This window comes from Mycobacterium sp. (assembly GCF_046095365.1).
Taxonomy (GTDB): domain Bacteria; phylum Actinomycetota; class Actinomycetes; order Mycobacteriales; family Mycobacteriaceae; genus Mycobacterium.
This window is the reverse complement of sequence record NZ_JBJTJF010000052.1, coordinates 1-22,891: the sequence shown is the minus strand read 5'-3', so window position 1 is coordinate 22,891 and position 22,891 is coordinate 1. Positions and strand designations below refer to the sequence as shown.

Annotated in this window: 21 protein-coding genes and 1 pseudogene; 7 read left to right on the top strand and 15 right to left on the bottom strand. The window is 70.5% G+C overall.

The window, feature by feature from the left end:
- Nucleotides 1-54: 54 nt before the first annotated feature.
- The 10 genes from ACKOQ4_RS03965 to ftsH form a co-directional block, all read right to left on the bottom strand.
- Entirely contained in the window at nt 55-870 is an 816-nt protein-coding gene (locus ACKOQ4_RS03965; protein ID WP_526289037.1) for a type III pantothenate kinase, read from the bottom strand.
- Between the two features lie 35 nt (nt 871-905).
- Nucleotides 906-1,826, bottom strand: coding sequence for a pantoate--beta-alanine ligase (panC, locus tag ACKOQ4_RS03960; protein ID WP_526289035.1), 921 nt, complete (start codon nt 1,824-1,826; stop codon nt 906-908).
- Nucleotides 1,823-2,761, bottom strand: a complete 939-nt coding sequence (locus ACKOQ4_RS03955) for a Rossmann-like and DUF2520 domain-containing protein (RefSeq protein WP_526289033.1) — start codon at nt 2,759-2,761, stop codon at nt 1,823-1,825. The genes panC and ACKOQ4_RS03955 overlap by 4 nt, the downstream gene beginning before the upstream one ends.
- Before the next feature lie 79 nt (nt 2,762-2,840).
- A complete protein-coding gene (locus tag ACKOQ4_RS03950) occupies nt 2,841-3,875 on the bottom strand; it encodes a DUF6779 domain-containing protein (RefSeq protein ID WP_526289031.1) in 1,035 nt (344 codons plus the stop codon).
- 66 nt (nt 3,876-3,941) lie between these two features.
- Nucleotides 3,942-4,418: a DUF3180 family protein gene (locus ACKOQ4_RS03945; RefSeq protein ID WP_526289029.1), complete on the bottom strand. Its 477-nt coding sequence runs from the start codon at nt 4,416-4,418 to the stop codon at nt 3,942-3,944.
- Complete coding sequence (gene folK / locus ACKOQ4_RS03940) at nt 4,418-4,948, bottom strand: 2-amino-4-hydroxy-6-hydroxymethyldihydropteridine diphosphokinase (RefSeq protein ID WP_526289027.1); 531 nt, start codon at nt 4,946-4,948, stop codon at nt 4,418-4,420. The genes ACKOQ4_RS03945 and folK overlap by 1 nt, the downstream gene beginning before the upstream one ends.
- On the bottom strand, nt 4,945-5,340 hold the full coding sequence (folB, locus tag ACKOQ4_RS03935; protein WP_526289025.1) for a dihydroneopterin aldolase: 396 nt from the start codon (nt 5,338-5,340) through the stop codon (nt 4,945-4,947). The genes folK and folB overlap by 4 nt, the downstream gene beginning before the upstream one ends.
- Nucleotides 5,333-6,154 (bottom strand): dihydropteroate synthase, encoded by an 822-nt coding sequence (gene folP, locus ACKOQ4_RS03930; RefSeq protein WP_526289055.1) that lies wholly within the window; start codon nt 6,152-6,154, stop codon nt 5,333-5,335. Before folP ends, folB begins: the two co-directional genes overlap by 8 nt.
- Nucleotides 6,155-6,228: 74 nt before the next feature.
- Nucleotides 6,229-6,831: a GTP cyclohydrolase I FolE gene (gene folE / locus ACKOQ4_RS03925; RefSeq protein WP_526289023.1), complete on the bottom strand. Its 603-nt coding sequence runs from the start codon at nt 6,829-6,831 to the stop codon at nt 6,229-6,231.
- Between the two features lie 13 nt (nt 6,832-6,844).
- Nucleotides 6,845-9,139 carry an ATP-dependent zinc metalloprotease FtsH gene (gene ftsH / locus ACKOQ4_RS03920; protein ID WP_526289021.1) on the bottom strand — a complete coding sequence of 765 codons (2,295 nt, stop codon included), beginning with the start codon at nt 9,137-9,139 and terminating at the stop codon, nt 6,845-6,847.
- A gap of 121 nt (nt 9,140-9,260) precedes the next feature.
- On the opposite strand from ftsH, the gene ACKOQ4_RS03915 reads away from it, so the two are divergent.
- Complete coding sequence (locus tag ACKOQ4_RS03915; protein ID WP_526289019.1) at nt 9,261-10,226, top strand: alpha/beta fold hydrolase; 966 nt, start codon at nt 9,261-9,263, stop codon at nt 10,224-10,226.
- Nucleotides 10,227-10,255: 29 nt separating this feature from the next.
- Nucleotides 10,256-10,993, top strand: a complete 738-nt coding sequence (locus ACKOQ4_RS03910) for an SIMPL domain-containing protein (RefSeq protein WP_526289017.1) — start codon at nt 10,256-10,258, stop codon at nt 10,991-10,993.
- Between the two features lie 25 nt (nt 10,994-11,018).
- Here ACKOQ4_RS03910 and hpt read toward each other — a convergent pair whose 3' ends face one another.
- From hpt to dacB, 4 genes are read right to left on the bottom strand one after another with little or no spacing between them, the layout of a single operon-like run.
- Nucleotides 11,019-11,606 carry a hypoxanthine phosphoribosyltransferase gene (hpt, locus tag ACKOQ4_RS03905; RefSeq protein WP_526289015.1) on the bottom strand — a complete coding sequence of 196 codons (588 nt, stop codon included), beginning with the start codon at nt 11,604-11,606 and terminating at the stop codon, nt 11,019-11,021.
- 2 nt (nt 11,607-11,608) lie between these two features.
- Nucleotides 11,609-12,553: a tRNA lysidine(34) synthetase TilS gene (gene tilS, locus ACKOQ4_RS03900; RefSeq protein ID WP_526289053.1), complete on the bottom strand. Its 945-nt coding sequence runs from the start codon at nt 12,551-12,553 to the stop codon at nt 11,609-11,611.
- 5 nt (nt 12,554-12,558) lie between these two features.
- Entirely contained in the window at nt 12,559-13,614 is a 1,056-nt protein-coding gene (locus ACKOQ4_RS03895) for an Rv3626c family coenzyme F420 biosynthesis-associated protein (RefSeq protein ID WP_526289013.1), read from the bottom strand.
- Between the two features lie 48 nt (nt 13,615-13,662).
- Nucleotides 13,663-15,042: a D-alanyl-D-alanine carboxypeptidase/D-alanyl-D-alanine endopeptidase gene (gene dacB / locus ACKOQ4_RS03890; RefSeq protein WP_526289011.1), complete on the bottom strand. Its 1,380-nt coding sequence runs from the start codon at nt 15,040-15,042 to the stop codon at nt 13,663-13,665.
- A gap of 115 nt (nt 15,043-15,157) precedes the next feature.
- On the opposite strand from dacB, the gene ACKOQ4_RS03885 reads away from it, so the two are divergent.
- Together ACKOQ4_RS03885 and ACKOQ4_RS03880 are read left to right on the top strand one after the other, a co-directional pair.
- The gene (locus ACKOQ4_RS03885; protein WP_526289009.1) at nt 15,158-15,646 is read left to right on the top strand and encodes an inorganic diphosphatase; all 489 of its coding nucleotides are present in this window, start codon (nt 15,158-15,160) and stop codon (nt 15,644-15,646) included.
- A 76-nt stretch (nt 15,647-15,722) separates the two neighbouring features.
- Entirely contained in the window at nt 15,723-16,250 is a 528-nt protein-coding gene (locus ACKOQ4_RS03880) for a 2-oxo-4-hydroxy-4-carboxy-5-ureidoimidazoline decarboxylase (RefSeq protein ID WP_526289007.1), read from the top strand.
- A 12-nt stretch (nt 16,251-16,262) separates the two neighbouring features.
- Here the strand turns inward: ACKOQ4_RS03880 and ACKOQ4_RS03875 are convergent, their stop codons facing one another.
- Complete coding sequence (locus ACKOQ4_RS03875) at nt 16,263-17,231, bottom strand: TerC family protein (protein ID WP_526289005.1); 969 nt, start codon at nt 17,229-17,231, stop codon at nt 16,263-16,265.
- A 225-nt stretch (nt 17,232-17,456) separates the two neighbouring features.
- Between ACKOQ4_RS03875 and ACKOQ4_RS03870 the strand changes: the two genes are divergently transcribed.
- The 3 genes and pseudogenes from ACKOQ4_RS03870 to ACKOQ4_RS03860 all read left to right on the top strand — a co-directional run.
- Nucleotides 17,457-21,356 carry a Pls/PosA family non-ribosomal peptide synthetase gene (locus ACKOQ4_RS03870; protein ID WP_526289003.1) on the top strand — a complete coding sequence of 1,300 codons (3,900 nt, stop codon included), beginning with the start codon at nt 17,457-17,459 and terminating at the stop codon, nt 21,354-21,356.
- Nucleotides 21,353-22,681, top strand: coding sequence for a M1 family metallopeptidase (locus tag ACKOQ4_RS03865; RefSeq protein WP_526289001.1), 1,329 nt, complete (start codon nt 21,353-21,355; stop codon nt 22,679-22,681). The genes ACKOQ4_RS03870 and ACKOQ4_RS03865 overlap by 4 nt, the downstream gene beginning before the upstream one ends.
- Nucleotides 22,678-22,891, top strand: a pseudogene (locus ACKOQ4_RS03860) (hypothetical protein); the annotation flags it as partial. The gene ACKOQ4_RS03865 and the pseudogene ACKOQ4_RS03860, both read left to right, overlap by 4 nt.

Here is a 22,891-nt window from a genome sequence, read left to right as displayed (position 1 = left end):
GCTCACGACGTGCCAGCTTAAATGGCCTTTTGACGGGCGGGCGACCGGAGGGGCTCAGTCGGCGGGCCTGGTCCGCGCGCGCGGGCCCTCCTGGTTGCGCTCGTAGACCATCCGAAGCCCGTCGAGGGTCAGGTGTTTGTCGTAGTGGTCGACGGTGTGCAGGTTGGGCAGCATCAGCGCGGCGCTGTGGCCGGTCGCCACCACCGCGACGTCGCTGCCGGCGAATCCGTCGACGTCCTCGCGGATGCGGGTGACCAGTCCATCGACCAGACCGGCGAATCCGAAGACGGCGCCGGACTGCATGCACTCCACGGTGTTCTTGCCGACCACCGAGCGCGGCCTGGTCAGTTCCACGCGGCGAAGCGCCGCCGACCGGGCGGCCGCGGCGTCGGAGGACACCTGGACACCGGGTGCGATGGAACCGCCGAGGAACTCGCCCTTCGCCGAAACCACGTCGACGCAGATCGACGAGCCGAAGTCGACGACGATGGCGGCGGTCTTGAACTTGGCGTAGGCGGCCAGGCAGTTGACGATTCGGTCAGCCCCCACCTCTTTGGGGTTGTCGACGAGCAGCGGGATCCCGGTTCGGATGCCGGGTTCGATGAGGACGTGCGAGGCTGCCGGCCAGTACTGTTCGACCATCACCCGGACCTCGTGCAGAACCGAAGGGACCGTCGACAGCGCCGTCACGCCGGTCAGTCGTTCGGAGTCGTCGCCGATGAGGCCCTCGATCGTCAGGGCCAATTCGTCGGCGGTCACCTCGGGCTCGGTGCGGATCCGCCAGTCGTGCACCACCTTGGCGTGATCTCCCGAACCGGTGATCACACCCACCACGGTGTGGGTGTTGCGGACGTCGATGGCAAGCAGCACAGCTCAGCTTCCTGCCCCGTGGATGGTCCGGAACATCAGTTCCTCCAGGCCATTTCATGATTCGGCTCCGGCGCGGCAGTGCCGTCGGGCAGTTCGATCGAGATGTTGTCCAGCAGGCGGGTGCGACCGAGGCGCGCGGCCACCAGCAGCCGGGCCGGCCCGACGGTCGGGTTCGGCTCCAACCAGGGCCCCCGCAACTCCAGGTAGTCGGTGGTGATCGCGGGCACTTCGTCGAGCACCGCGCGAGCCGCGTCCACGACGGCGGCGGGACCGCCGCCGGCGGCGTAGGTCCCGGCCAGCAGCGCCGAGGACAGGGCGCTGGCCTGTTCACGCTCGTCCGGGGTCAGGTAGCGATTGCGCGACGACATCGCCAGGCCGTCGGGCTCGCGAACGGTGGGCACGCCGACGATCCGCACACCGACGTTGAGGTCGTCGGTCATCTGCCGGATCAGGACCAGCTGCTGGTAGTCCTTCTCACCGAAGAAAGCCCGGTCCGGTCGCACGATCTGCAGCAGCTTGAGAACGACGGTGAGCACACCGGAGAAGTGGCCGGGCCGCGCCGCGCCCTCGAGTTCGGAGCCCAGCGGGCCCGGATGGACGCTGGTTCGCGGGCCGTCCGGGTACATCACCGAAGGCGTCGGTGTGAACGCCACCTCGACGCCCTCGGCGGCGAGCATCTCCAGATCCGCATCGAGCGTGCGGGGGTAGGCCTCGAGGTCCTCGCCGGCGCCGAACTGCAGCGGGTTGACGAAGATGGATGCCACGATCACCGAACCGGGCACCCGCCTGGCGGCCTTGATCAGAGCGAGGTGACCCTCGTGCAAGGCCCCCATGGTGGGGACCAGCATCACCCGCCGGCCGGTGTGCCGAAGCGCCTTGCTGACCTCCGACACCGCGTGCGGCGTCGGGTAGACGTTCAACTCCCCCGCGCTGAACTGCGGACCCCTGGCGCTCATCGGCGCGGCCCTCGGGACCTCGACCAGCCGGTCAACACCGCACAGACCTCCTCGGGGGCATGCGCTCGCTGCGCGGTTCGCAGCGAGTCCGCGCAATATGCCTGCGCCAGTTCGGGATCCACGCCGTCCAGGGCGTCCAGGTGGGCGGCGACCGCCGCCGCGTCGCCCCGGGCAACCGGTCCGGTCAGGGCGGCCTGGCCGCGCTGAAGCGTGTTCTCCAGAGCGGCTCTGGCCAGCGGCCCGATGACCCGCTCGGCAAGACCGCCGGGGGCGTCACCGACGGCCTCCTGACCCAGCAGTTCCTGACCGGTCAGCGCCGCGCGCAGGGCGGTGAGGGCGTCGGCGACCAGGGTGACGACGTGGTTGCTCCCGTGGGCCAGCGCCGCGTGGTAGAGGGTGCGGGCCTCCTCCCGGACCCCGAACGGCTCACCGCCGATCTCCAGAACCAGCGACTGTGCGATGGCGTAGCCGATGTCATCGGCGGCGGTGATCCCGAAGCAGGCGTCCGCCAGCCTGGCGATGTCCTCATCGGCCCCGGTGAAGGTCATAGCCGGGTGGATCGCAAGCGGAATGCAGCCCAGCTCGGTCAACGGGGCGAGGACCGCAACGCCGTTGGCGCCGGACGTGTGGGCCACGATGGTCCCCCGGCGCACCGCGCCGGTGGCGGCCAGCCCGCCGATCAGGCCGGAAAGTTCGGAGTCGGGGACGGTCAGCAGGAGCAACTCGGCGCTGTCGGCGACCTCGGGCACCGGCAGCACGGGCGTATCCGGAAGTCGGCGCTCGGCCAGTCGACGGGACCCGGCGGAGATCGCACTGCACGCCACAACCACATGCTCGGCACGCTCGAGGGCGGCGCCCAGGGCGGTGCCCACCCGCCCGGCGGAGATGATGCCCACTTTGAGCCGGGCCGGACGCAAGCCGTTGGGGGTCCCCATCCAGACGACCTCGCTGACGTGGTTCGTTCCGGTCCCGCGGCGAGTACCGGACGGTTTGTTGTGAGTTTAGCTTCCGGTCTCAGTCTTTCCGGCGACGCCGGCCGCCGCCGCCGACCGGACCGGTCACGTTGAACTTCGAGAGCAGGTCGGAGATCGACTGACCCGCGGAGTGCTGTCCGGCCGGCTCGTCTGCGGACTCGGCAGCGGGGGGCGGCCCGGTCGGCTCGGGTTCGGCGGGCGTCCCCTGACCCCGGTGCCGCCCGGGGACGGACTGCGGGCCGGACGGCCCCGAGTGCCGGGCGCGCAGGGGCTCGGGGTCGACCTCGGGGATCCGCTGCTGCCCGGCCGCGGCGGAGGCGTGCCGGCCCGGTCGCGCCTCGGGCGGCCGCCACGGACCCTCGGGCTGCGGGGGCGCCGGTGGTGGTGGTGGTGGATACGGCGCACGCACGGGCCGGGGGGCGGACGGCCAGGGAGCGCCTCGGTGTTCGCGGACCCGCGGCTCCACCGGCGGCAGCGCCACTTCGGGCTCGGGCTCCAGCGGCTCCTCCGGCACGTCGATGATCGATTCCTCGACGACGGTGATGACCTCCTCGGCGACCATCGTGACCCGGCTGCTTTCCACCCGGCCCGGCGGTGGCGGCATCGGCATCGCAACGCGCTCGCCCTCCAGCGCCGGGCGTTGACCGAGATCGGTGCCGAGCATCACCTCGAGGTGGGAGCGCAGTGAAGCCAGCTCGGCCCGCAGCGCGGCCATCTCATCGGCCGCCTGGACGCCCTCCCGCGACAGCTGACGGCGCAGTCGCGCCTCCACGGACATCTCGTACTCGCGTCGGGCCGAGATCTCCCGGTCCAACTGAAGGTCGTAGACGAACTTCATGTCGCGCGCGCGGGCCTGGGCGACTTCGCTCTGCCGCCGGTAGATCACCGTGACGAACGCCGCCACCACAGCGGCCCACAGCGACAGGATCACAGCCAGTCTCAGTAGCTCGACCCGGTTGGTGAACACCAGAGTGGCACTGGCCAGGATGGCCAGCACCAGCAGCGCGGTCAACAAGATCCACCCCGGCCCGCGGCCGCCGCGCCGGGTCCGGGCGCCGCGGGACGGAACGGTCATGGGCAGCACTGTACCGCGTCGAAAGTTCTTGCCCGGCGCGACAAGCTGCGGCGATTCGCCGTCCGTCTACTCGTCGACCTCGTCGTCGGCGCCGCTCGGCTCGCCCGGGGATCTGCAGCTGTTCTGCAGCCACATCGCGGCGATCACAAGCGCCAGCGCGCTGAGGGCGGCCACCAGCGCGCCCGGCAGGTCGGACGCTGCGACCCTGAGTTCGGAGCGCCGGGGAAGAAGGTAGGCAACCACGCCGACCCACCACCCCAGCATCACCGCGCCTGCCCACGCGGAGGCCTTGGCCACCGCCACCGTGCGGGCCACGGCCAGCGGGTGCAGCCGGCCGGCTCCGACGCCGATCCGTCCCTCCCGTATCCGGCCGCGCACCGACGCCGCCCACCATGCCTCGGCGGCCGCGACGGCCAACAGTGACAGCCCGGTCCAGAGCGTTATCGGCGGGAAGTACCGGTAGAGCAGGTGGAGCGCCAGGTAGCCAAGAACCCCCGCGGCCAGGACCGCGGCGGCCAGGTCCCGCCTGCGGGTGAGGCCCATCAGCGCGCTTCCGGTGGGCGGGTCAGCTCGAGGGCGGTCGGCCGCACCCCGGCGCGTTCGGCGGGGTCGAGCTGGTCGATCAGACGGCGAACCGGTCGTCGCAGGCCGTCGACGGTGAGTTCGGCGTTCGGGTCGGCGGCCAGCCAGGGGATCAGCACGAACGCCCGCTGATGGGCGAACGGGTGCGGCAGTCGCAGGTCCTCGGTGTCCGAGGAGACCTCCGCATCGCCGTCGTGGCAGCAGACCAGGTCGACGTCGAGGGTGCGCGGCCCCCATTTGCGGGATCGCACCCGCTGGTTGTCGTTCTCCAGTTGTCGGGCCCGGCGCAGCCAGCCCGTCGCGTCGCAGCCGGGGTCGTCGGCGATCAGCACCGCGTTCAGGAAGGGGCCCTGCTCGACCCCGCCCCAGGCATCGGTCTCATAGACCGGGGACACCGCCAGCACCGCGTTGCCGATCCCGTCGACAGCGGCCTGCAAGCGGCCCAGCCGGTCGCCGAGGTTGGATCCGATGGACAGCACGACCCGGGTCACGTCGATGCCGGGACGATCCGGCCGCGACCACCGCGCCGGGATCGGCGGGCGACCACCGCGACGTCGGCGAAGGCCAGCGGGATGGGCGCGCCGGGTTTGTGCACGACGACCTCGACCGCGTGCACGCGGGCGTCGGACATCACGTCCTCGGCGATCTCGGCGGCGACGGTCTCGATGAGGTTGCGCGCGGGCCCCGCGACGATGTCCGCCGCACGCTGCGCGAGTACGCCGTAGTCGTAGGTGTCGTCGAGGTGGTCGCTGGCCGCGGCGTCGGCCAGGTCGATCCAAACTGTGATGTCGATGACGAAGTCCTGGCCGTCGCGCCGCTCGTGCTCGAACACGCCGTGATTGCCGCGCACGGTCAGGCCGCGCAATTCGATGCGGTCAGCCATCGGAATCCCTTGCACCGGAGGGGTTCTGCCATGCTTGTGCCACCTTCACCGCGTCGACGCTGGCACGCACGTCGTGAACCCGCACACCCCACGCGCCGTGTATCGCGGCCAGCGCGGAGACGACAGCGGTGGCCGCCTCCCGCCCATCCGGGGGCCGCGGCGCGCCATCCGCCGAAGCCAGCAACGCGCCGAGGAAACGTTTGCGTGAGGCTCCGACCAGGACCGGTATTCCGGTGGCGACGAACTCGGGCAGCGCACGCAGCAGCAGCCAGTTGTGTTGCGCCGCCTTGGCGAATCCGAGGCCGGGGTCGATGATCAGCTTGCCGGGGTCCACCCCGGCGCTCACCGCGGCGTCGACGCCGGCCATGAGTTCGTCGCGAACCTCGGCGACCACATCGGAGTAGCACGGGACGTCGTGCGTCTGCCGCGCGTCGACCGACCGCCAGTGCATCAATACCCAGGGCACCCCGGCGCTCGCCACGACGCCGGCCATGTCGGGATCCGCCCGGCCGCCGCTGACATCGTTGACGATGGCGGCCCCGTTATCCAGCGCCGCCTGCGCCACTGCGGCGTGCATCGTGTCGATACTGACTGTGATGCCTTGCGCAGCAAGCTCCTTGACCACCGGGACGACCCGGGCACTTTCCACCGAGGCGTCGATCCGAGTGGCGCCGGGACGGGTGGACTCACCGCCGACGTCGATGATCGCGGCTCCGTCGGCCGTCAGCGACAGGCCGTGCTCGACGGCGCGAACCGGATCGAGGTAGCGTCCGCCGTCGGAGAAGGAGTCGTCGGTGACGTTGACCACTCCCATCACCAGGGGCGAAGCGACCCGGGGATCTGCACCGGCGGGCAGGAGCGAAGCGACCCGGGGATCTACGTCGTCGATCACTTGCGGAGGATGAGATCCAGCGCCTCGGCCCGAGATGCGTCATTGGTCTTGAAGAGTCCGCGAACAGCCGAGGTGGTGGTGACGGCACCCGGCTTGCGCACACCGCGCATGGCCATGCACAGATGCTCGGCCTCGATCACGACGATCACGCCCCGCGGCTTGAGTTTGCGCAGCACCGCATCGGCGATCTGGCCGGTCAACCGTTCCTGGACCTGCGGGCGTTTGGCGTACAGATCGACCACGCGCGCCAGTTTCGACAGCCCCGTCACCCGGCCGTCCGCGCCGGGGATGTAGCCCACGTGGGCTACGCCGTGGAAGGCCACCAGGTGATGCTCGCAGGTGGAGTACATCGGGATCTGCTTGACCAGAACCAACTCGTCGTGTTGCTCGTCGAAGGTGGTGTCCAGCACCGCATCCGGGTCGGTGTAGAGGCCGGCGAACATCTCCCGGAAGGCGCGGGCAACCCTGGCCGGGGTCTGCTGCAGGCCCTGACGTTCGGGATCCTCCCCGACGGCGATCAGCAACTCCCGGACGGCGGCCTCGGCACGGTCCTGGTCGAACATCGGGGTTTCCAGCGTGATCGAGTCGCGCTCGGGCATGGGACTCCGTCCGTCAGCGTGAGTGGTCGGGGCGGCCGGCATCCTCGCCGGAATCGTCCGGCGGCCCGGGCGCGGCCGGCGCCGGACGCGGCGGGTAGCCGTGCTGGCCGTGCTGCGGCGGCTGCTGGCCCCATCCGGGCGGTGGCGGATACCAGTGGCCCTGGTGCTGCTGCGGCGGCGGCCAGCCCGGGGCACGCCATCCCGACGGGGCCCCGTAGTCGGGCTGGGTCGAGCCGCCGCCGGGCGCATGGTGACGTCCGGCCCGCGGTGCACTGTGCTGCTCGCCGGGGTGCGCGCCGTTGCCGTTGGGGCCCTGGGCCTGGTGGGCCGCAGTGGCCTGGGCGATGGCCTGCTTGAAGGCGGGCTCGGGCATCGGCCGCGGCCACGGCTCGCCGCGCTCCATGGCCAGTTCGCCGGGGGTCTTGATCGGCGGTTTGTCCGACGGGATGCGTCCGCCGAAATCGTCGAACACCGTCAGGCGCGGACGCTTTCGCACGTTGGAGAAGATCGCCTCCAGCTCGGCGCGGTGCAGGGTCTCCTTCTCCAGCAGTTCGCCGGCGAGGATGTCGAGCACGTCACGGTATTCGGTGAGGATCGCCCACGCCTCGGTGTGCGCGGCCTCGATGAGCTTGCGGACCTCGTCGTCGATGTCGCGGGCCACCTCGTGGCTGTAGTCGGCCTGGGTGCCCATGGTGCGGCCGAGGAACGGGTCGCCGTGCTCGGTGCCGTAGCGCACCGCACCGAGCTTGGCGCTCATTCCGTACTCGGTCACCATGGCGCGGGCGATCTTGGTGGCCTGTTCGATGTCGGACACCGCGCCGGTGGTGGGCTCGCGGAACACCAGTTCCTCGGCGGCGCGCCCGCCCATCGCGAACACCAGCCGGGCGATCATCTCCGAGCGGGTCATCAGGCCCTTGTCGTCCTCGGGCACCGAAACCGCATGACCGCCGGTACGGCCGCGGGCCAGGATGGTGACCTTGTAGATCGGCTCGATATCGGGCATCGCCCAGGCGGCCAGGGTGTGGCCGCCCTCGTGGTAGGCGGTGATCTTCTTCTCGGTCTCGCTGATCACCCGGCCCTTGCGCCGCGGGCCGCCGATCACCCGGTCGACAGCCTCCTCCAGGGCGGCCCCGGTGATGATGGTGCCGTTCTCCCTGGCGGTCAGTAGCGCCGCCTCGTTGATCACGTTGGCCAGGTCGGCACCGGACATGCCGACCGTCCGCTTGGCCAGGCCGTCGAGGTCGGCGTCCGGGGACAGCGGCTTGCCCTGGGCGTGCACCCGCAGCACCGCCTTGCGGCCGGCCAGATCCGGTGTGGACACCGGGATCTGGCGATCGAAGCGGCCGGGACGCAGCAGGGCCGGGTCGAGGATGTCGGGGCGGTTGGTGGCGGCGATCAGGATGACACCCTGGCGTTCGCCGAAGCCGTCCATCTCGACCAGCAACTGGTTGAGGGTCTGCTCGCGCTCGTCGTGGCCGCCGCCGAGGCCGGCCCCGCGCTGACGTCCGACGGCATCGATCTCGTCGACGAAGATGATGCACGGGGAGTTCTGCTTGGCCTGCTCGAAGAGGTCGCGCACCCGCGAGGCGCCCACGCCGACGAACATTTCGACGAAGTCCGAGCCGGAGATGGTGAAGAAGGGCACGCCCGCCTCTCCCGCGACGGCGCGGGCGAGCAGGGTCTTGCCGGTGCCGGGCGGGCCGTAGAGCAGAACGCCCTTGGGGATCTTCGCGCCCAGCGCCTGGTAGCGGGCCGGGTTCTGCAGGAAGTCCTTGATCTCGTAGAGCTCCTCGACGGCCTCGTCGGCGCCGGCGACGTCGGCGAAGGTGGTCTTGGGCATGTCCTTGGACAGCTGCTTGGCCCGCGACTTACCGAATCCGAATCCCATCCGGCCGCCGGTCTGCATCCGGGAGAACAGCACGAAAAGCCCGACGAGCAGGATGAGCGGCAGCATGTAGACCAGCAGCGATCCCAGCACGCTGGGCTGGTTCACGGCGGTGTTGGTCTTGATGTTCTTGGAGTTCAACGCGTCGAACAACGGGACCGCGTAGCCGGTGGGGTACTTGGCGATCACCTTGGTGGCGTCGCCGGTGTCGCCGTTGCCGGCCTTCAGTTCCAGGCGGACCTGCTGCTCGCGGTCGTCGATCTGGGCCAGCTTGACGTTGTCGGCGTTGATCTGGGCGACCGCCACCGAGGTGTCGACCGGCTTGAAGCCGCGGGTGTCGTCGTTGAAATACAGGAACAGCCAGCCCAGCAGCAGCACCGCGGCGATCACCGTCAGGGTGCGGACAACGTTTTTACGGTTCATTGAGAATTCGCCCCCGCCCGGGGGCCCCGTCCTTCCGTGCGCGAATCTCTAAGGCTACCGCTAGCCCAACGACGGGCGGTGCCCTCCGGGTTTCCGTCACCGATTCGTTCGTGCTTGGCTGATGGCCGTGCAGCCGCGGTTGGTCGACGTCAACGGGGTGCGACTGCGGGTGCTCGACGCCGGCCCGCAGGACGGCCCGGTGGTGCTCCTGGCTCACGGCTTCCCCGAATCGGCGTTCTCCTGGCGTCACCAGATCCCGGCGCTGGCCGCGGCCGGCTACCGGGTGCTGGCTCCCGACCAGCGCGGATACGGCGGATCGTCGCGCCCGGAGGCGGTCGAGGCCTATGACATCACCGCGCTGACCGGGGACCTGACCGCGCTGCTGGACTCGGTCGGCGCCGAACGGGCGGCGATCGTCGGCCATGACATGGGGGCGATGGTCGCCTGGAACGCGCCGCTGCTGCACCCGGACCGGTTCGCGGCCGTGGCCGGCTTGAGTTTCCCGCCGGTGCCGCGGCCGCAGACGCCGCCGACCGAGGCGTTCGGCCGCATCTTCGGCGACAACTTCTTCTACATCCTCTACTTCCAGCAGCCCGGGGTCGCCGACGCCGAGATGGCGGCCGACCCCCGCCGCACCATGCTGCGGCTGTTGGCCGGCATGCAGATGCCCGCAGACCAGGCCGCGGCGCTGCGGATGCTGGCGCCCGGGCCGGCGGGTTTCATCGACCGGCTGCCCGAGCCCGACCGGCTGCCCGACTGGCTGAGCGCCGGGGAACTCGACCACTACGTCACGGAGTTCACCCGCACCGGTTTCACCGGGGCGCTGAACTGGTACCGGAACTTCGACCGGAATTGGCACATCATGGGATCCCCGGCGGCAGCCACCATCGACGTGCCGGCGCTGTTCGTCGGCGGGACCGCCGACCCGGTGCTGAACTTCACCAAGACCGGCCGGGCCCGGGAGTTGGTGACGGGCCCCTACCGGGAGGTGATGCTCGACGGCGCCGGACACTGGATCCAGCAGGAGCGGGCCGCGGAGATCAACGCCGAACTACTCGAATTCCTCTCACCGCTGAGCTGGGGTTGACCCCGGCGATCGCGCGCTACCGTGTGTTCATGGCCCCGCCGCCCCGAATCGCCCCATCGCCCCGAACCACACTGTCCCGTCGCCTGACCGCCTGCGCCGCAGCGGCTTTGGCCGTCGTGGCGGTGTCGGGCTGCGACTCGGCGCCGCCGGTTCAGGCCAACCCGCGGGAAGTGACGGTGGTGGGGTCGGGCAAGGTTCAGGGAGATCCGGACACCCTGACCGCCGATGTGGGTATCGAGGTGATCGCCCCGGACGTCACCGCGGCGATGAACCAGGCCAACGAACGCCAGCAGGCGGTCATCGACGCCCTCACCCGCGGCGGGATCGACGCCAAGGACATCAGCACCACCACTGTCAACGTCCAGCCGCAGTACGGCGACAACTCGGCGATCACCGGCTACCGCGCAGCCCACTCGATCGCGGTCACGATCCGTCGCCTGGACGCGGCACCCGGCGCGCTCAACTCAGTGGTCAACGCCGGCGGCAACGCCACCCGGATCAACTCGGTGACCTACTCGATCCAGGACGACTCCAAACTGGTCAGCGACGCCCGCGCCCGCGCCTTCGAGGACGCCCGCAACCGCGCCCAGCAGTACGCCGACCTCGCCGGGCTGTCACTGGGCAAGGTGATCTCGATCTCCGAGACGGCCGATGCGAGTCCGCCCGGGCCGATGCCCGCCCCGCAGGGCGCGATGGCCGACATGCCGCTGCAACCGGGACAGCAGACCGTCAACTTCGCGGTGAGGGCGGTCTGGGAACTCACCTAGCCCTGCGCGGGTGGAACCCGGGGCGTCAGGGCTGATAGACCTTCGGGTCCAGGGTGCCGATGTAGGGCAGATCGCGGTAGCGCTCTGCGTAGTCCAGGCCGTAGCCGACGACGAACTCGTTGGGGATGTCGAAGCCGACGTAGGAGATCTCGACGTCGGTGCGCACCGCATCGGGCTTGCGCAGCAGGGTGCACACGCGCAAGGACTTGGGGTGACGGTTGGACAGGTTGCGCAGCAGCCAGGACAGCGTCAGACCGGAGTCGACGATGTCCTCGACGATGAGGACGTCGCGGTCGGCGATGTCGCGGTCGAGGTCCTTGAGGATGCGCACCACACCGGAGGACGACGTCGCCGATCCGTAGGAGCTGACCGCCATGAACTCGAGTTGGGTCGGCAGGGGAATGGCCCGCGCCAGGTCGGTGACGAACATGACCGCGCCCTTCAGCACGGTGACCAGCAGCAGGTCCTCGCTGGTGCCGGCGTAGTCGCGGCCCAGGTTCGCGCCGAGTTCGCCGGTCCGGGTCCGGATCTGCTCTTCGGATACCAGAACCGACTTGATGTCCCCGGCATACAGCTCATGCGCTGACACGCCCACAGCGTGCCATGCCGGCATCCTCAGGACAACGGAACCGGTTCGGTGCGCAGTGTCAGAGTCGCCTCGCGCCGCTCGGCGAAAAGACGGGTGCGCGGACTCCCGCACCCCACGGCCACGCCGCCCTGGCCCCGCCATGCGGTCACCAGCGCGTCCACCGCGCGGATTTGCCCGTCGGTGAGGTCGGTGGCTCCTCCGGCCAGCAGCCATGCCCGGATAACCCGCCGGCGCAGCGCGGCGGGAAGCCCCGAGATGCGGCCGATTTGGAGTCGTCCGCCGGACGTCGCGTCGGCCAGGTCGGCTTCGGCCAGCGCGTCCAACGCGTCGGTGTCCTCGCGCAGCGACGCCGCGGTCCTCGCCAGCGCCTCGGCAACGCCGCCGCCGAGCACGTCCTCGAGCAACGGGAGAACCTCGGCGCGAAGTCGCACCCGGGTGAACCGCCGGTCGCGGTTGTGCGGGTCGTCCCAGGGCGTCAGGGCCAGTTCGGCGCAGGCGGCGTGGGTGTCGCGGCGCCTGACCCCCAGCAGCGGGCGGTACCACGGCGGGTCGCTCGGTCGCATCCCGGCGATGGACCGGGGGCCCGAGCCCCGGCCCAGGCCGAGCAGAACCGTCTCGGCCTGATCGTCGAGGGTGTGCGCGAGAAGTACCGGCGCCCCCTCGCGGGCGGCGTCGAGCGCGCTGTAACGGGCGGCGCGGGCGGCCGCTTCCGGGCCGCCTGCGGTGCCGACATCGACCCGCAGCACCTGGGTCGCCACACAGCCGAGCAGCATCGCCTGCTGCCGGGCCGTCTCGGCCACCGAGGCGGAACCCGGCTGCAGTCCGTGGTCGACGATCAGTGCGGTGGTGGGGCGGATGTTGGCCGCGACGGCCGTCAACGCCAGCGAGTCGGGTCCGCCGGAGAGCGCCACGCACCAGGACGGCGCACCGGCCAGCCGGGCGGTGCCGAACTCGGCCACCACCGAGTGCAGCGCGTCTAGAGAACCCGGTCGATCCACCGCTGCGGACTCTCGATCTCGCCGGGCAGCGGCAGGGTCTCCGGACCGGACCAGACCGCGTTGAACCGCGCCATCCCCACCTTGTCCACGACATGGTCGACGAAAGCCCGGCCGCGGGTGTACTGGCTGAGCTTGGCGTCGACGCCCAGCAGCGCCCGCACCACCCGTTGCAGCGGCGGCTGTCTGCGTTCCCGCCGGTCGTTGAATCGACGGCGGATGAGGCCGACCGATGGCACCACGGCCGGCCCGACGGCATCCATCACGTAGTCGGCATGGCCTTCCAGCAGCGTGCCCAGCACCAGCAGCTGGTCCAGCGCGGCGCGCTGCGGCTCGGACTGGATCGCGCGCATCAGTCCGAGCACCCCGCTGTCGCTGACGTCGCCGGATGACCGGCGGCGGTCCCTGACGAACTCGGCAAGCCGGCCCACCACCTGGCCCACATCGTCGGTGCGCTCGGACGTCAGCACTTCGAGTGCTCGCGACATGTGCACAGTAAGCCAGGGATTGGCGGTGAACTGGACCCGATGTGTCACTTCGTGCAGGCACACCCACAGCCGGAAGTCCTTGGGAGACAGCCGAAGTTGACGCTCGGCGGCGATGACATTCGGGTAGACCAGAAGCAGAGCACCCTGACGGCCGTTCTCCCCGCCGGCGAACGGGTCGTACTGGCCGAGGATGCCGGACGAGATGAACGCCAGCACGGCACCGGTCTGTGCTCCGGTGACCCGGCCGGCGATCGCATTGCCCGGACCCTCCGCGCCGCCGGTCATCACCCGCATGGAATCCGAGGCGGCCCGGACCCACTGCTGGCGGTCGACGATCCGCGCTTGCGACGCCGGGGCGCCGCCGGTCAGTCCGGTCACGTCGCGGACCGGCCCCTCGGCGGTGACGGCCGCTTCGGCGCGGTCGTCGATGGCCTGGCGGCGGGTGTAGTCGCTCGCGGGTGGACCCGGCCGGGCCAGACGCGCGCCGACCGCGGCGGCGAACTGCCAGTCGACCGCGCGGCCCAGGGTCAGTTGGGAGGGCTCGGGCACTTGACGGATCGGCTCATGAGCCACAGCCGAATAGCTTGCCGGATCGGCTCATGAGCCACAGCCGCAGGTGCGCAGGATCCCCACCAGCGCGTCGAGTCTGGTTCGGCCCTCCATCCCGGCGTTGTTGGAGATCAGGGCGAAGCTGAGCACTCGGCCGCTGACGTCGGTGACTATCCCGGCCAGGGCGTTGGTCTTGGTCAGTGATCCGGTCTTGGCCCGCAGCCAGCCGGCTGAGGACTTCTTCGGGTCCGAACTGTAGAAGCGGTCCGAGAGGGTGCCGCTGCCACCGGCCACCGGCAGCATGTCCAGCAATGGGCGCAGGGCGGGCTGATCGGTTCCGGCGGCGGCGTTGACCACTCCGTCGAGGGTGTTGGCGGTGAGCAGGTTGGCCACCGAGAGGCCACTGGAGTCCACCAGCGCCGCCCCGGTCATGTCGATGTTGGACGCCGACAGCTTGCCGACGACGGCATCCACCGAGCCGGCGAAACTCGACGGCCGGCCGGTGGCTCTGGCCACCTCGCGGCCGATCGTCTCGGCCATCACGTTGTCCGAGGCGTTCATCATCTGAGTCAGCCGCTCCATCAGCGGCGCGGACTGCACCGCGGCAAGCTGCCGCCCGCCGGCGGGGCCCGGCGCGAAGGTGACCTTCGCCGGATCCACGCCGAGAGCGAAGGCCAGAGCGCGTCCGGCGTCGAGGGCCGGTGTGGGCGAGCGCCGGGACTCCTCGGTGGTGGGCTGGATGCGCCCGGCGTCGAGCATCACCGACTGGATCGGCGAGATGTCGCCGCCGGCGATGTCGTCGGGATCCCAGCCGGGTGCCATGTCGGGGCCGCTGAACAGTGACGTGTCGACCTGGACCGCCGTCGGGGTGAGCCCGCTCTTGCGGACCTGGTCGGCCAGGTCGGAGATCCGGGCCGCGCCCCGGTACCAGGTCTGGGTGCCCGGCGGCGCCGCCGACAGGGTCGGGTCGCCGCCGCCGACCAGGACCACCACGCCCGGCATCCGGGTCTGGTCGGCGGCCTGCACCGTCGTCGTCACCCGTGTGTTGCGTTCGAGGGTGAGCAGCGCGGCGGCAGCGGTCAGCAGCTTGTTGGTCGACGCCGGCTGCATGGGCACGTTGGCGCGCTGCTCCCAGATCTGCTTTCCGGTCATGGCGTCGGTGATCCGCCCGGTCAGGTTGCCCAGATTCGGATTGGCCACGGCGGCGGCCAGGGCCGCGGTCATGCCGCCGGTGGTCGGCACCCCGGCCGCGTCGGTCAGCGGCACCAGCGCCGGTTTGGAGGTGGCCGGCGGTCGCGGAGCCGGTGCCGAGGCATTGCTCCTGCCACCCGAGGTCAGCAGTGCAGCCGCCGCGACGACCACGGCGACCAGCGCGATCACCGCAGCGGCGAGCGCGACGTGGCTGACGCGCCGGGGTCTGCGAAGCATGCCTCTCCTAGGTTTCGGGTCTCATTGTGCCCAACGAGGCCGTGAAGGTGCGAATCCCTCGCTAGGGTTGTGTCTCGTCGCGAGGGGGCGACCGGACAGTAGAAGGAGCCGCGCTGTGCAATTCGACGTGACCATCGAGATCCAGAAGGGCCAGCGCAACAAGTACGAGGTGGACCACGAAACCGGCCGCCTGCGGCTCGACCGCTACCTGTACACGCCGATGGGCTACCCCGCCGACTACGGATTCATCGAGGACACCCTCGGTGAGGACGGCGACCCGCTCGACGCGCTGGTGCTGCTGCCGGAGTCGGTTCACCCCGGGGTGATCGTCGAGGCCCGGCCGGTGGCGATGTTCCAGATGGTCGACGAGGCCGGGGGGGACGACAAGGTGGTCTGCGTGCCGGCCGGCGACCCGCGCTGGGACCACATCAACGACCTGGCCGACGTACCGCCCTTCGAGCTCGAGGCGATCAAGCACTTCTTCGTGCACTACAAGGACCTCGAGCCGGGCAAGCACGTCAAGGGCGCCGACTTCGTGGGCCGCGCCGAGGCCGAGGCCGAGGTGGAGCGCTCCCGGCAGCGCTTCGCCGCCGAGGGGCACTGACCCCCACTCCGAAGAGTTTTCCTGGCCGTAACCCGCGGTAACCCGGGTGTGCCCTGGGTTGTCCATGATCACGGATGTGTTGATGCACCAGGGCATCGGGCTTGACGCCTTCAACGACATGCCGACCCGCAGGGCCGTGCACGCGCTCTACGAGTGCTGCAACAGCGTGGCCATGGCCGGGGACCTCGCCAAGGGCCGGCCCTATCCCGACCGGGGTTCCCTGTTCCGCAGGGCCGATACTCTGCTGTTCGCGCTGCCGGAGAACTCCATCGACGGAATCCTGCAGTCCTATCCGAAGGTGGGCAGCCGGCCCGGCAGTGTCCGCTCGCAATCCGAGCACTGCGCGGTCTGGGACGAACGCCCCGGCGTCATGGGGCTGCTGGACAGCTCCGCCCGCAGCTATGCCGGCAAGTTCGGCTTCGAGTTCGTCATGCACGTCGGTCCGGACTGCCCGGTCTCGGCGGTCGTCGCCGCGATCGCAGACCGCATGCACAACGACGCCGAGACCGAGCGCAAGGTGCTGCGCAACGAGATCGCCAAACTCAACCGCAGCCGGCTCGAGCGGATGCTCGGTCCGGCCGGCGGTTACGACAACTGGGCCTGACCGCAGGCGCTTTCAGTCGCGTGCGTCCATCCGCGTCTTGGCCAGGCTGGCCACCATGGTCACAAGCAGGGTCAGCAGGATCACCGCCAGGCTGAGCAGGGTGGGGATCTCGGGCACGTTGAGTGCCCGCCCGCCGTTGATGAACGGCAACGTGTTCTCGTGCAACGCGTGAAGGATCAGCTTGACCCCGATGAAGAACAGGATGAACGCCAGGCCCTGGGACAGGTAGACCAGCCGGTTGAGCAGATCGCCGAGCAGGAAGTACAACTGCCGCAGGCCCATCAACGCGAAGACGTTGGCGGTGAGCACCAGGTAGGGCTCCTGGGTGAGCCCGTAGATGGCCGGGATCGAGTCGACGGCGAACAGCAGGTCGGTGGTGGCCAGCGCGACGATCACCAGGAACATCGGCGTCATCACCCTTTTGCGGCCACGCTTGACGTAGAGCTTCAGTCCGTGCCAGGAGTCGGTGGTGTTGAGGTAGGTCTTGGCGAAGCGGACGACGGCGTTGTCCGCGTCGTCGCTGTGTTCGGTGTCGCGAGCCAGCCGGATCGCGGTGACGACCAGGAAGGCCCCGAAGATGTAGAAGATCCACGAAAACCGTTGGATGGCAACGGCCCCGAGCCCGATGAAGACTCCCCGGAATACCAGGGCGAGCACGATGCCGATCAGCAGTGCCTGCTGCTGAAGTTTCTTGGGAACCTTGAAGCTGGCCATGATGATGATGAAGATGAACAGGTTGTCCACCGAGAGGCTGTACTCGGTGAGCCAGCCGGCGTAGAACTCCAGCCCGAACCGGCTGCCGTGGACGTTCCACACCCACGCTCCGAAGACCAGCGCGAGCCCGACATAGACGCTCAGGGCGGTTATGCATTCGCGGCGGCTGGGCTCGTGGGCCCGGCGGGCGAACACCAGCACGTCGACACCCAGCACGGCCAGCGTCAGCGCCAGGGTTGCACCCCACTCGGCACCGGATACGTTCACTGGGCAGACCTCCCGGGTGTCGACTAACGCGCCCGAGGTCTCTCCCGCCGACCCAAGACCTGGTGGGCCGGCCCGCGGAACCGGACGGCCGGCAGACGGCCGACGTGGTGACGACACCGCGGCGAAGGAATACTCCCCTCTGCGCGCCCAGTGTCTCATGCCCGGTGTCTGACGTCCGACCGAGACAGCGGCACCGGCGACCGGGCCACCCTAGGATTCCTGGCGATGCCCGCAATTCCCGCCCAGTACCTGCTCTCCGAACACGCACCCCCACCGCGGACGCTGGTCGACATCCTGCACGAGACCGCCGCCCGCTACCCGGACGCCGCGGCGATCGACGACGGTGAAGTCCAGCTGACCTATGGCGAGGTGGTCGTGGATGTCGCGGCGGGGGTCCGGTGGCTGGCCGCACGCGGTATCGGCCGGGGCGACCGGATCGGGATCCGGATGGCCTCCGGCAGCTACTCGCTGTACCTGGCAATCCTCTCGGCGCTGGCCGCGGGCGCCGCCTATGTACCGGTGGACGCCGACGATCCCGACGAGCGCGCGCAACTGGTGTTCTCCGAGGCCGGGGTGGCGGGCGTGATCACCGAGTCGGGCCTGGTCCGCGGTCCGGGTTCGTCGCGCGGCTGGAGCGCCGGCCCGCCGCGGGCCGACGACGACGCCTGGATCATCTTCACCTCGGGCTCCACCGGCACGCCGAAGGGCGTCGCCGTCACCCACCGCAACGCGGCGGCCTTCGTCGACGCCGAGGCCCGGACCTTCCTGCAGGACAGCCCGATCGGCCCGGAGGACCGGGTGCTGGCCGGGCTGTCCGTCGCCTTCGACGCGTCCTGTGAGGAGATGTGGCTGGCGTGGCGCCACGGCGCCTGTCTGGTGCCCGCACCCCGGGCCCTGGTGCGCAGCGGGATGGATCTGGGTCCCTGGCTGGTGTCGCGGGACATCACCGTGGTGTCCACCGTGCCGACCCTGGCCGCACTGTGGCCGGCGGAGGCGCTGGAGGCGGTGCGGTTGCTTATCTTCGGCGGAGAGGCCTGCCCGCCGGATCTGGCAGAGCGTCTGGCGGTCGACGGCCGGGAGGTGTGGAACACCTACGGACCCACCGAGGCCACCGTGGTGTCCTGCGGCGCCCGGCTGACCGGGCAGTCCCCGGTCAGTATCGGGCTGCCGCTGTCCGGCTGGGATCTGGCGGTGGTCGACCAGACCGGCGCCCCGGTGGGGATCGGCGAGGTTGGTGAACTGGTGATCGGCGGGGTCGGGCTGGCCCGCTACCTGGACCCGGCCAAGGACGCCGAGAAGTACGCGCCGATGCCGACACTGGGCTGGCAGCGCGCCTACCGCAGCGGTGACCTCGTGCGGCTGGAACCGGACGGCCTGTACTTCCAGGGCCGCGCCGACGACCAGGTGAAGGTGGGCGGACGCCGTATCGAACTCGGCGAGGTCGACGCGGCGCTGGTCCACCTGGCCGGTGTCAGCGGCGGCGCGGCGGCAGTGCGTAAAACTGCAAGCGGCACACCGGTTCTGGTTGGCTACATCGCCTCGGCGGATCCGGGTTTCGATCTGGGCGCTGCGCGCGCGCAGTTGGCGGAGGCGTTGCCCGCCGCCCTGGTTCCGCGCCTGGTCCTCGTCGACGAGCTTCCCACCCGGACATCGGGAAAGGTCGACCGCGACGCGCTGCCCTGGCCGCCGCCCGGCGACGTGCCCGACGTCGGCTCCCAACTCGGCGGCACCATGGGCTGGCTCGCCGGGCAGTGGCAGGACGTCCTGGGAACCGTCGTCGACGGACCCGAGGCGGACTTCTTCGCCCTCGGCGGCGGGTCGCTGTCCGCCGCCCAGCTGGTCGTGGCGCTGCGCCCGCGCTTTCCCGCGATGACCGTCGCCCATCTCTACGACCACCCCCGGCTGGGTTCCCTGGCGGGCTTCCTCGACGAGATGGCCGCCGAGCAGACCGACGCGCCGGAGGTCCCCCCGCGGACGGTGGCCCCGATGCCGGCCGCCGCCCGGGCCGCCCAGGTGGCGCTGACGCTTCCGCTGGCGGCCCTGACCGGGCTGCAGTGGGTGACCTGGCTGGCGCTGATCAACAACATCGCCGCAGGGGTGCATCCGCTGCCGTGGCTGGTCACGATCCCCTGGTGGGTCGTCGCCGTGGCGTTCGCGGTGTTCATCACCCCGGTCGGCCGGATGGGTATCGCGGTGCTGGGCGCCCGCACGCTGCTGGGGGGCCTGAAGCCGGGAACCTATCCCCGCGGCGGTTCGGTGCATCTGCGGGTGTGGCTGGCCGAGCGACTGGCCGACTCCAGCGGTGCGGAAAACCTCGCGGGAGCGCCCTGGTTGGTGTATTACGCACGGGCACTGGGTAATTCGGTCGGTAAGGGTGTCGACCTGCACTCCGCTCCCCCGGTCACCGGAATGCTCACACTCGGTCATCGCAGCTCGATCGAACCCGAGGTCGACCTCACCGGCTACTGGATCGACGGCGACCTCTTCCATGTCGGGCCGATCAGCGTCGGCAACGACGCCACCGTCGGCGCGCGGACCACTCTGCTGCCCGGCGCGGTGGTCGGCAAGGACGCCGACGTCGCTGCGGGTTCGGCTGTCGTGGGCAAGGTCAAGAGCGGCCAGTACTGGAAGGGCTCGCCGGCGGTGAAGTCGGGCAAGGCACGCCATCCGTGGCCGGACAGCCGCCCGCGCCGTGCGGCGCACTGGGTCGCCGTCTACGGGATGTCCTCGATGCTGCTGGGCGCACTGCCCCTGGCGGCGCTGGGCTCCGGACTGGCGCTGCTGGCCTGGACGGTCCGCGACACCGCGACCCTCGCCGAGGCGGCCCGGGCGGCCGCGCCGTGGATCCCGGTGGCCACCCTGGTCGCGGCCGTGGTCTACGGGGTGCTCACGGTGATCGGGGTGCGGGCGATGTCGGTCGGGCTCAAGGAGGGTTACCACCCCGTGCGAAGCCGGGCCGGGTGGCAGCTGTGGAGCACCGAACGGCTGATGGATGCCGCCCGCAACTACCTGTTCCCGCTCTACGCCGGGCTGTTGACCCCGCTGTGGCTGCGGATCCTCGGCGCCCGGGTGGGACGCAACACCGAGATCTCCACCGCGCTGGTGACCCCGAAGTTCACCGTGGTCGAGGACGGCGCCTTCCTGGCCGACGACACCATGGTGGCGTCTTACGAACTCGGCGGCGGATGGATCCATGTCGCGCAGGCCACCGTCGGCAAGCGTGCCTTCCTGGGTAACTCCGGGATCACCCAGCCGGGACGGAGGGTTCCCGACGACGGCCTGGTGGCCGTGCTGTCGGCCACCCCGACCAAGGCGAAGACCGGTTCGTCCTGGTTGGGCAGCCCGCCGATCCGGCTTCGCCGGCAGGCCGAGAGCGCCGACCTGGAACTGACCTACGACCCGCCGCTGCGGCTCAAACTCGCCCGCGGCGCGGTGGAGACGTGCCGTCTGGTTCCGATGGTCGTCACCTTCGCGATCGGGGTCATGACCCTCGCCGCGCTGCAGGCGGCGGTCCTGCACGGCGGTTACCTGTGGGCCGCGCTTGCCTGCGGGCCGGTTCTGCTGATCGCCGGGGCGGTCGCCGGAATCACCGCGGTAGCCGCGAAATGGCTTCTGGTGGGGCGTATCCGGGCCGGCGAAAGACCCCTGTGGTCATCTTTCGTGTGGCGCAACGAGGTCGCCGACGCGTTCGTGGAAACGGTGGCCGGGCCGTGGTTCGCCCGCGCCGCCAGCGGCACGCCGGTGATGAACCTGTGGCTGCGCGCCCTAGGCGCGCGGATCGGCCGCGGGGTGTGGTGCGAGTCCTACTGGCTGCCCGAGGCCGATCTGGTGACCCTGGGCGACGGCAGCACCGTCAACCGCGGCTGTGTGGTGCAGACCCACCTGTTCCACGACCGGATCATGCGGATGGACACCGTGGTCCTGGAGAACGGCGCGACACTGGGCCCGCACTGCGTGGCCCTGCCCGCGAGCCGGATCGGCGCAGGGGCGACCGTCGGTCCGGCATCGCTGGTGATGCGCGGCGACGAGGTGCCCCCGTCGACACGCTGGCAGGGCAATCCCATTGCGCCCTGGACGCTTTCCCGCCGGCGCCGGCGCGCCAAGGCCGGAAGCCGAGCCGCGTGAAGACTCCGGCCAAGAAACGCAGCGGACCACCGGTCATCGACCCGTACCTGCCACACAACGGCAACTTCGGCTACCGGGTGTCGCGATACGAGCTCGATCTGGAATACAAGGTCGCGAGCAACCGGCTCAGCGGCGCGGCGACCATCACCGCCGTCACCCTGGCCTCACTGCAGACGTTCACCCTCGACCTGGCGGACACGCTCGCCGTCAGCAAGGTCACCGTGAACGGCAGGCGCCCGGCGGGTTTCGCCTCGTCGGCGGGCAAGCTCAGGATCCGGCTGCCCGCGGCGCTGCCGGCCGGATCGGCGATGTCGATCGCGATCCGCTACGGCGGCACACCGCGGCCGATCCGGACGATCTGGGGGGAGGTCGGGTTCGAGGAGCTCTCCAACGGGGCACTGGTCGCCGGACAGCCCAACGGCTCGCCGACGTGGTTTCCCTGCGACGACCACCCGAGTTCTAAAGCCAGCTACCGGATCTCGATCAGCACCGACAGCCCGTACCACGCACTGGCCCCGGGTGAACTCGTCTCCCGGCGGGTCCGGGCCGGCCACACCGTCTGGACCTACGAACAGCCCGAGCCGACGTCGACCTATCTGGCCACCGTGCAGATCGGGATGTACGAGACCAGACAGCTTCCCAAGGCCCCGGTGCGCATGCAGGCCGTCCTCCCGGCTCGGCTGCGTGCGCAGTTCGATCACGACTTCGCCCGCCAGCCGGCGATGATGAAGCTCTTCGTCAAGCTGTTCGGCCCCTACCCGTTCGCCGCGGGCTACACCGTCGTGGTGACCGACGATCTGCTGGAGATTCCCCTTGAGGCCCAGAGTGTTTCGATCTTCGGAGCCAACCACTGTGACGGCACCCGCGGCTCGGAGCGGCTGATCGCCCACGAATTGGCCCACCAATGGTTCGGCAACAGCGTCACCGCGCGGCGCTGGCGTGACATCTGGCTGCACGAGGGCTTCGCCTGCTACGCCGAATGGTTGTGGTCCGAGCACTCCGGCGGCCGCAGCGCAGCCGACCTCGCCCGCCAACACCATCAGCGCCTGCTGGTCGCCAATCAGGACCTGCTGCTGTCCGACCCGGGTCCCCGCGACATGTTCGACGACCGGGTCTACAAGCGCGGCGCCTTGACCCTGCACGCCCTCAGGGGCGCGATCGGCGACCGGAAGTTCTTCGCGCTGCTTCAGGACTGGACCACCCGGTACCGGCACGGCACCGCCGTCACCGACGACTTCACCGGGCTGGCGGCAAATTACGCCGACGTTTCGCTGCGACCGCTCTGGCAGGCCTGGCTGTATTCGACCCGGGTCCCGCCGCTGTGACCGACGCGGCGTTCGACGCGGTGACGGCAGGCGCGGGGCCGGTGGCGCGGGGCAGCGTCGCCCGAGTCGGCGTCGCCACCGCGGTTGCCGCCGTCTGCGGGTACGGCGTGATGTATCTGGCGGCCCCCCGCCGGGAGCCGCGCGGCCCCATGGGGGTCCGGGGGGGTGGGGGCGCCGGCCGCGGGGGGGGCCGGGCGGGCCACGCGGTGG

What these genes read in the sequence shown, in the direction of transcription:
- panC (WP_526289035.1), bottom strand. Translation starts at nt 1,826, where the DNA reads ATGAGCGCCAGGGGTCCGCAGTTCAGCGCGGGGGAGTTGAACGTCTAC.
- ACKOQ4_RS03955 (WP_526289033.1), bottom strand. Translation starts at nt 2,761, where the DNA reads ATGGGGACCCCCAACGGCTTGCGTCCGGCCCGGCTCAAAGTGGGCATC.
- ACKOQ4_RS03950 (WP_526289031.1), bottom strand. Translation starts at nt 3,875, where the DNA reads ATGACCGTTCCGTCCCGCGGCGCCCGGACCCGGCGCGGCGGCCGCGGG.
- ACKOQ4_RS03945 (WP_526289029.1), bottom strand. Translation starts at nt 4,418, where the DNA reads ATGGGCCTCACCCGCAGGCGGGACCTGGCCGCCGCGGTCCTGGCCGCG.
- folB (WP_526289025.1), bottom strand. Translation starts at nt 5,340, where the DNA reads ATGGCTGACCGCATCGAATTGCGCGGCCTGACCGTGCGCGGCAATCAC.
- folP (WP_526289055.1), bottom strand. Translation starts at nt 6,154, where the DNA reads ATGGGAGTGGTCAACGTCACCGACGACTCCTTCTCCGACGGCGGACGC.
- folE (WP_526289023.1), bottom strand. Translation starts at nt 6,831, where the DNA reads ATGCCCGAGCGCGACTCGATCACGCTGGAAACCCCGATGTTCGACCAG.
- ftsH (WP_526289021.1), bottom strand. Translation starts at nt 9,139, where the DNA reads ATGAACCGTAAAAACGTTGTCCGCACCCTGACGGTGATCGCCGCGGTG.
- ACKOQ4_RS03915 (WP_526289019.1), top strand. Translation starts at nt 9,261, where the DNA reads ATGGCCGTGCAGCCGCGGTTGGTCGACGTCAACGGGGTGCGACTGCGG.
- ACKOQ4_RS03910 (WP_526289017.1), top strand. Translation starts at nt 10,256, where the DNA reads ATGGCCCCGCCGCCCCGAATCGCCCCATCGCCCCGAACCACACTGTCC.
- hpt (WP_526289015.1), bottom strand. Translation starts at nt 11,606, where the DNA reads ATGCCGGCATGGCACGCTGTGGGCGTGTCAGCGCATGAGCTGTATGCC.
- dacB (WP_526289011.1), bottom strand. Translation starts at nt 15,042, where the DNA reads ATGCTTCGCAGACCCCGGCGCGTCAGCCACGTCGCGCTCGCCGCTGCG.
- ACKOQ4_RS03870 (WP_526289003.1), top strand. Translation starts at nt 17,457, where the DNA reads ATGCCCGCAATTCCCGCCCAGTACCTGCTCTCCGAACACGCACCCCCA.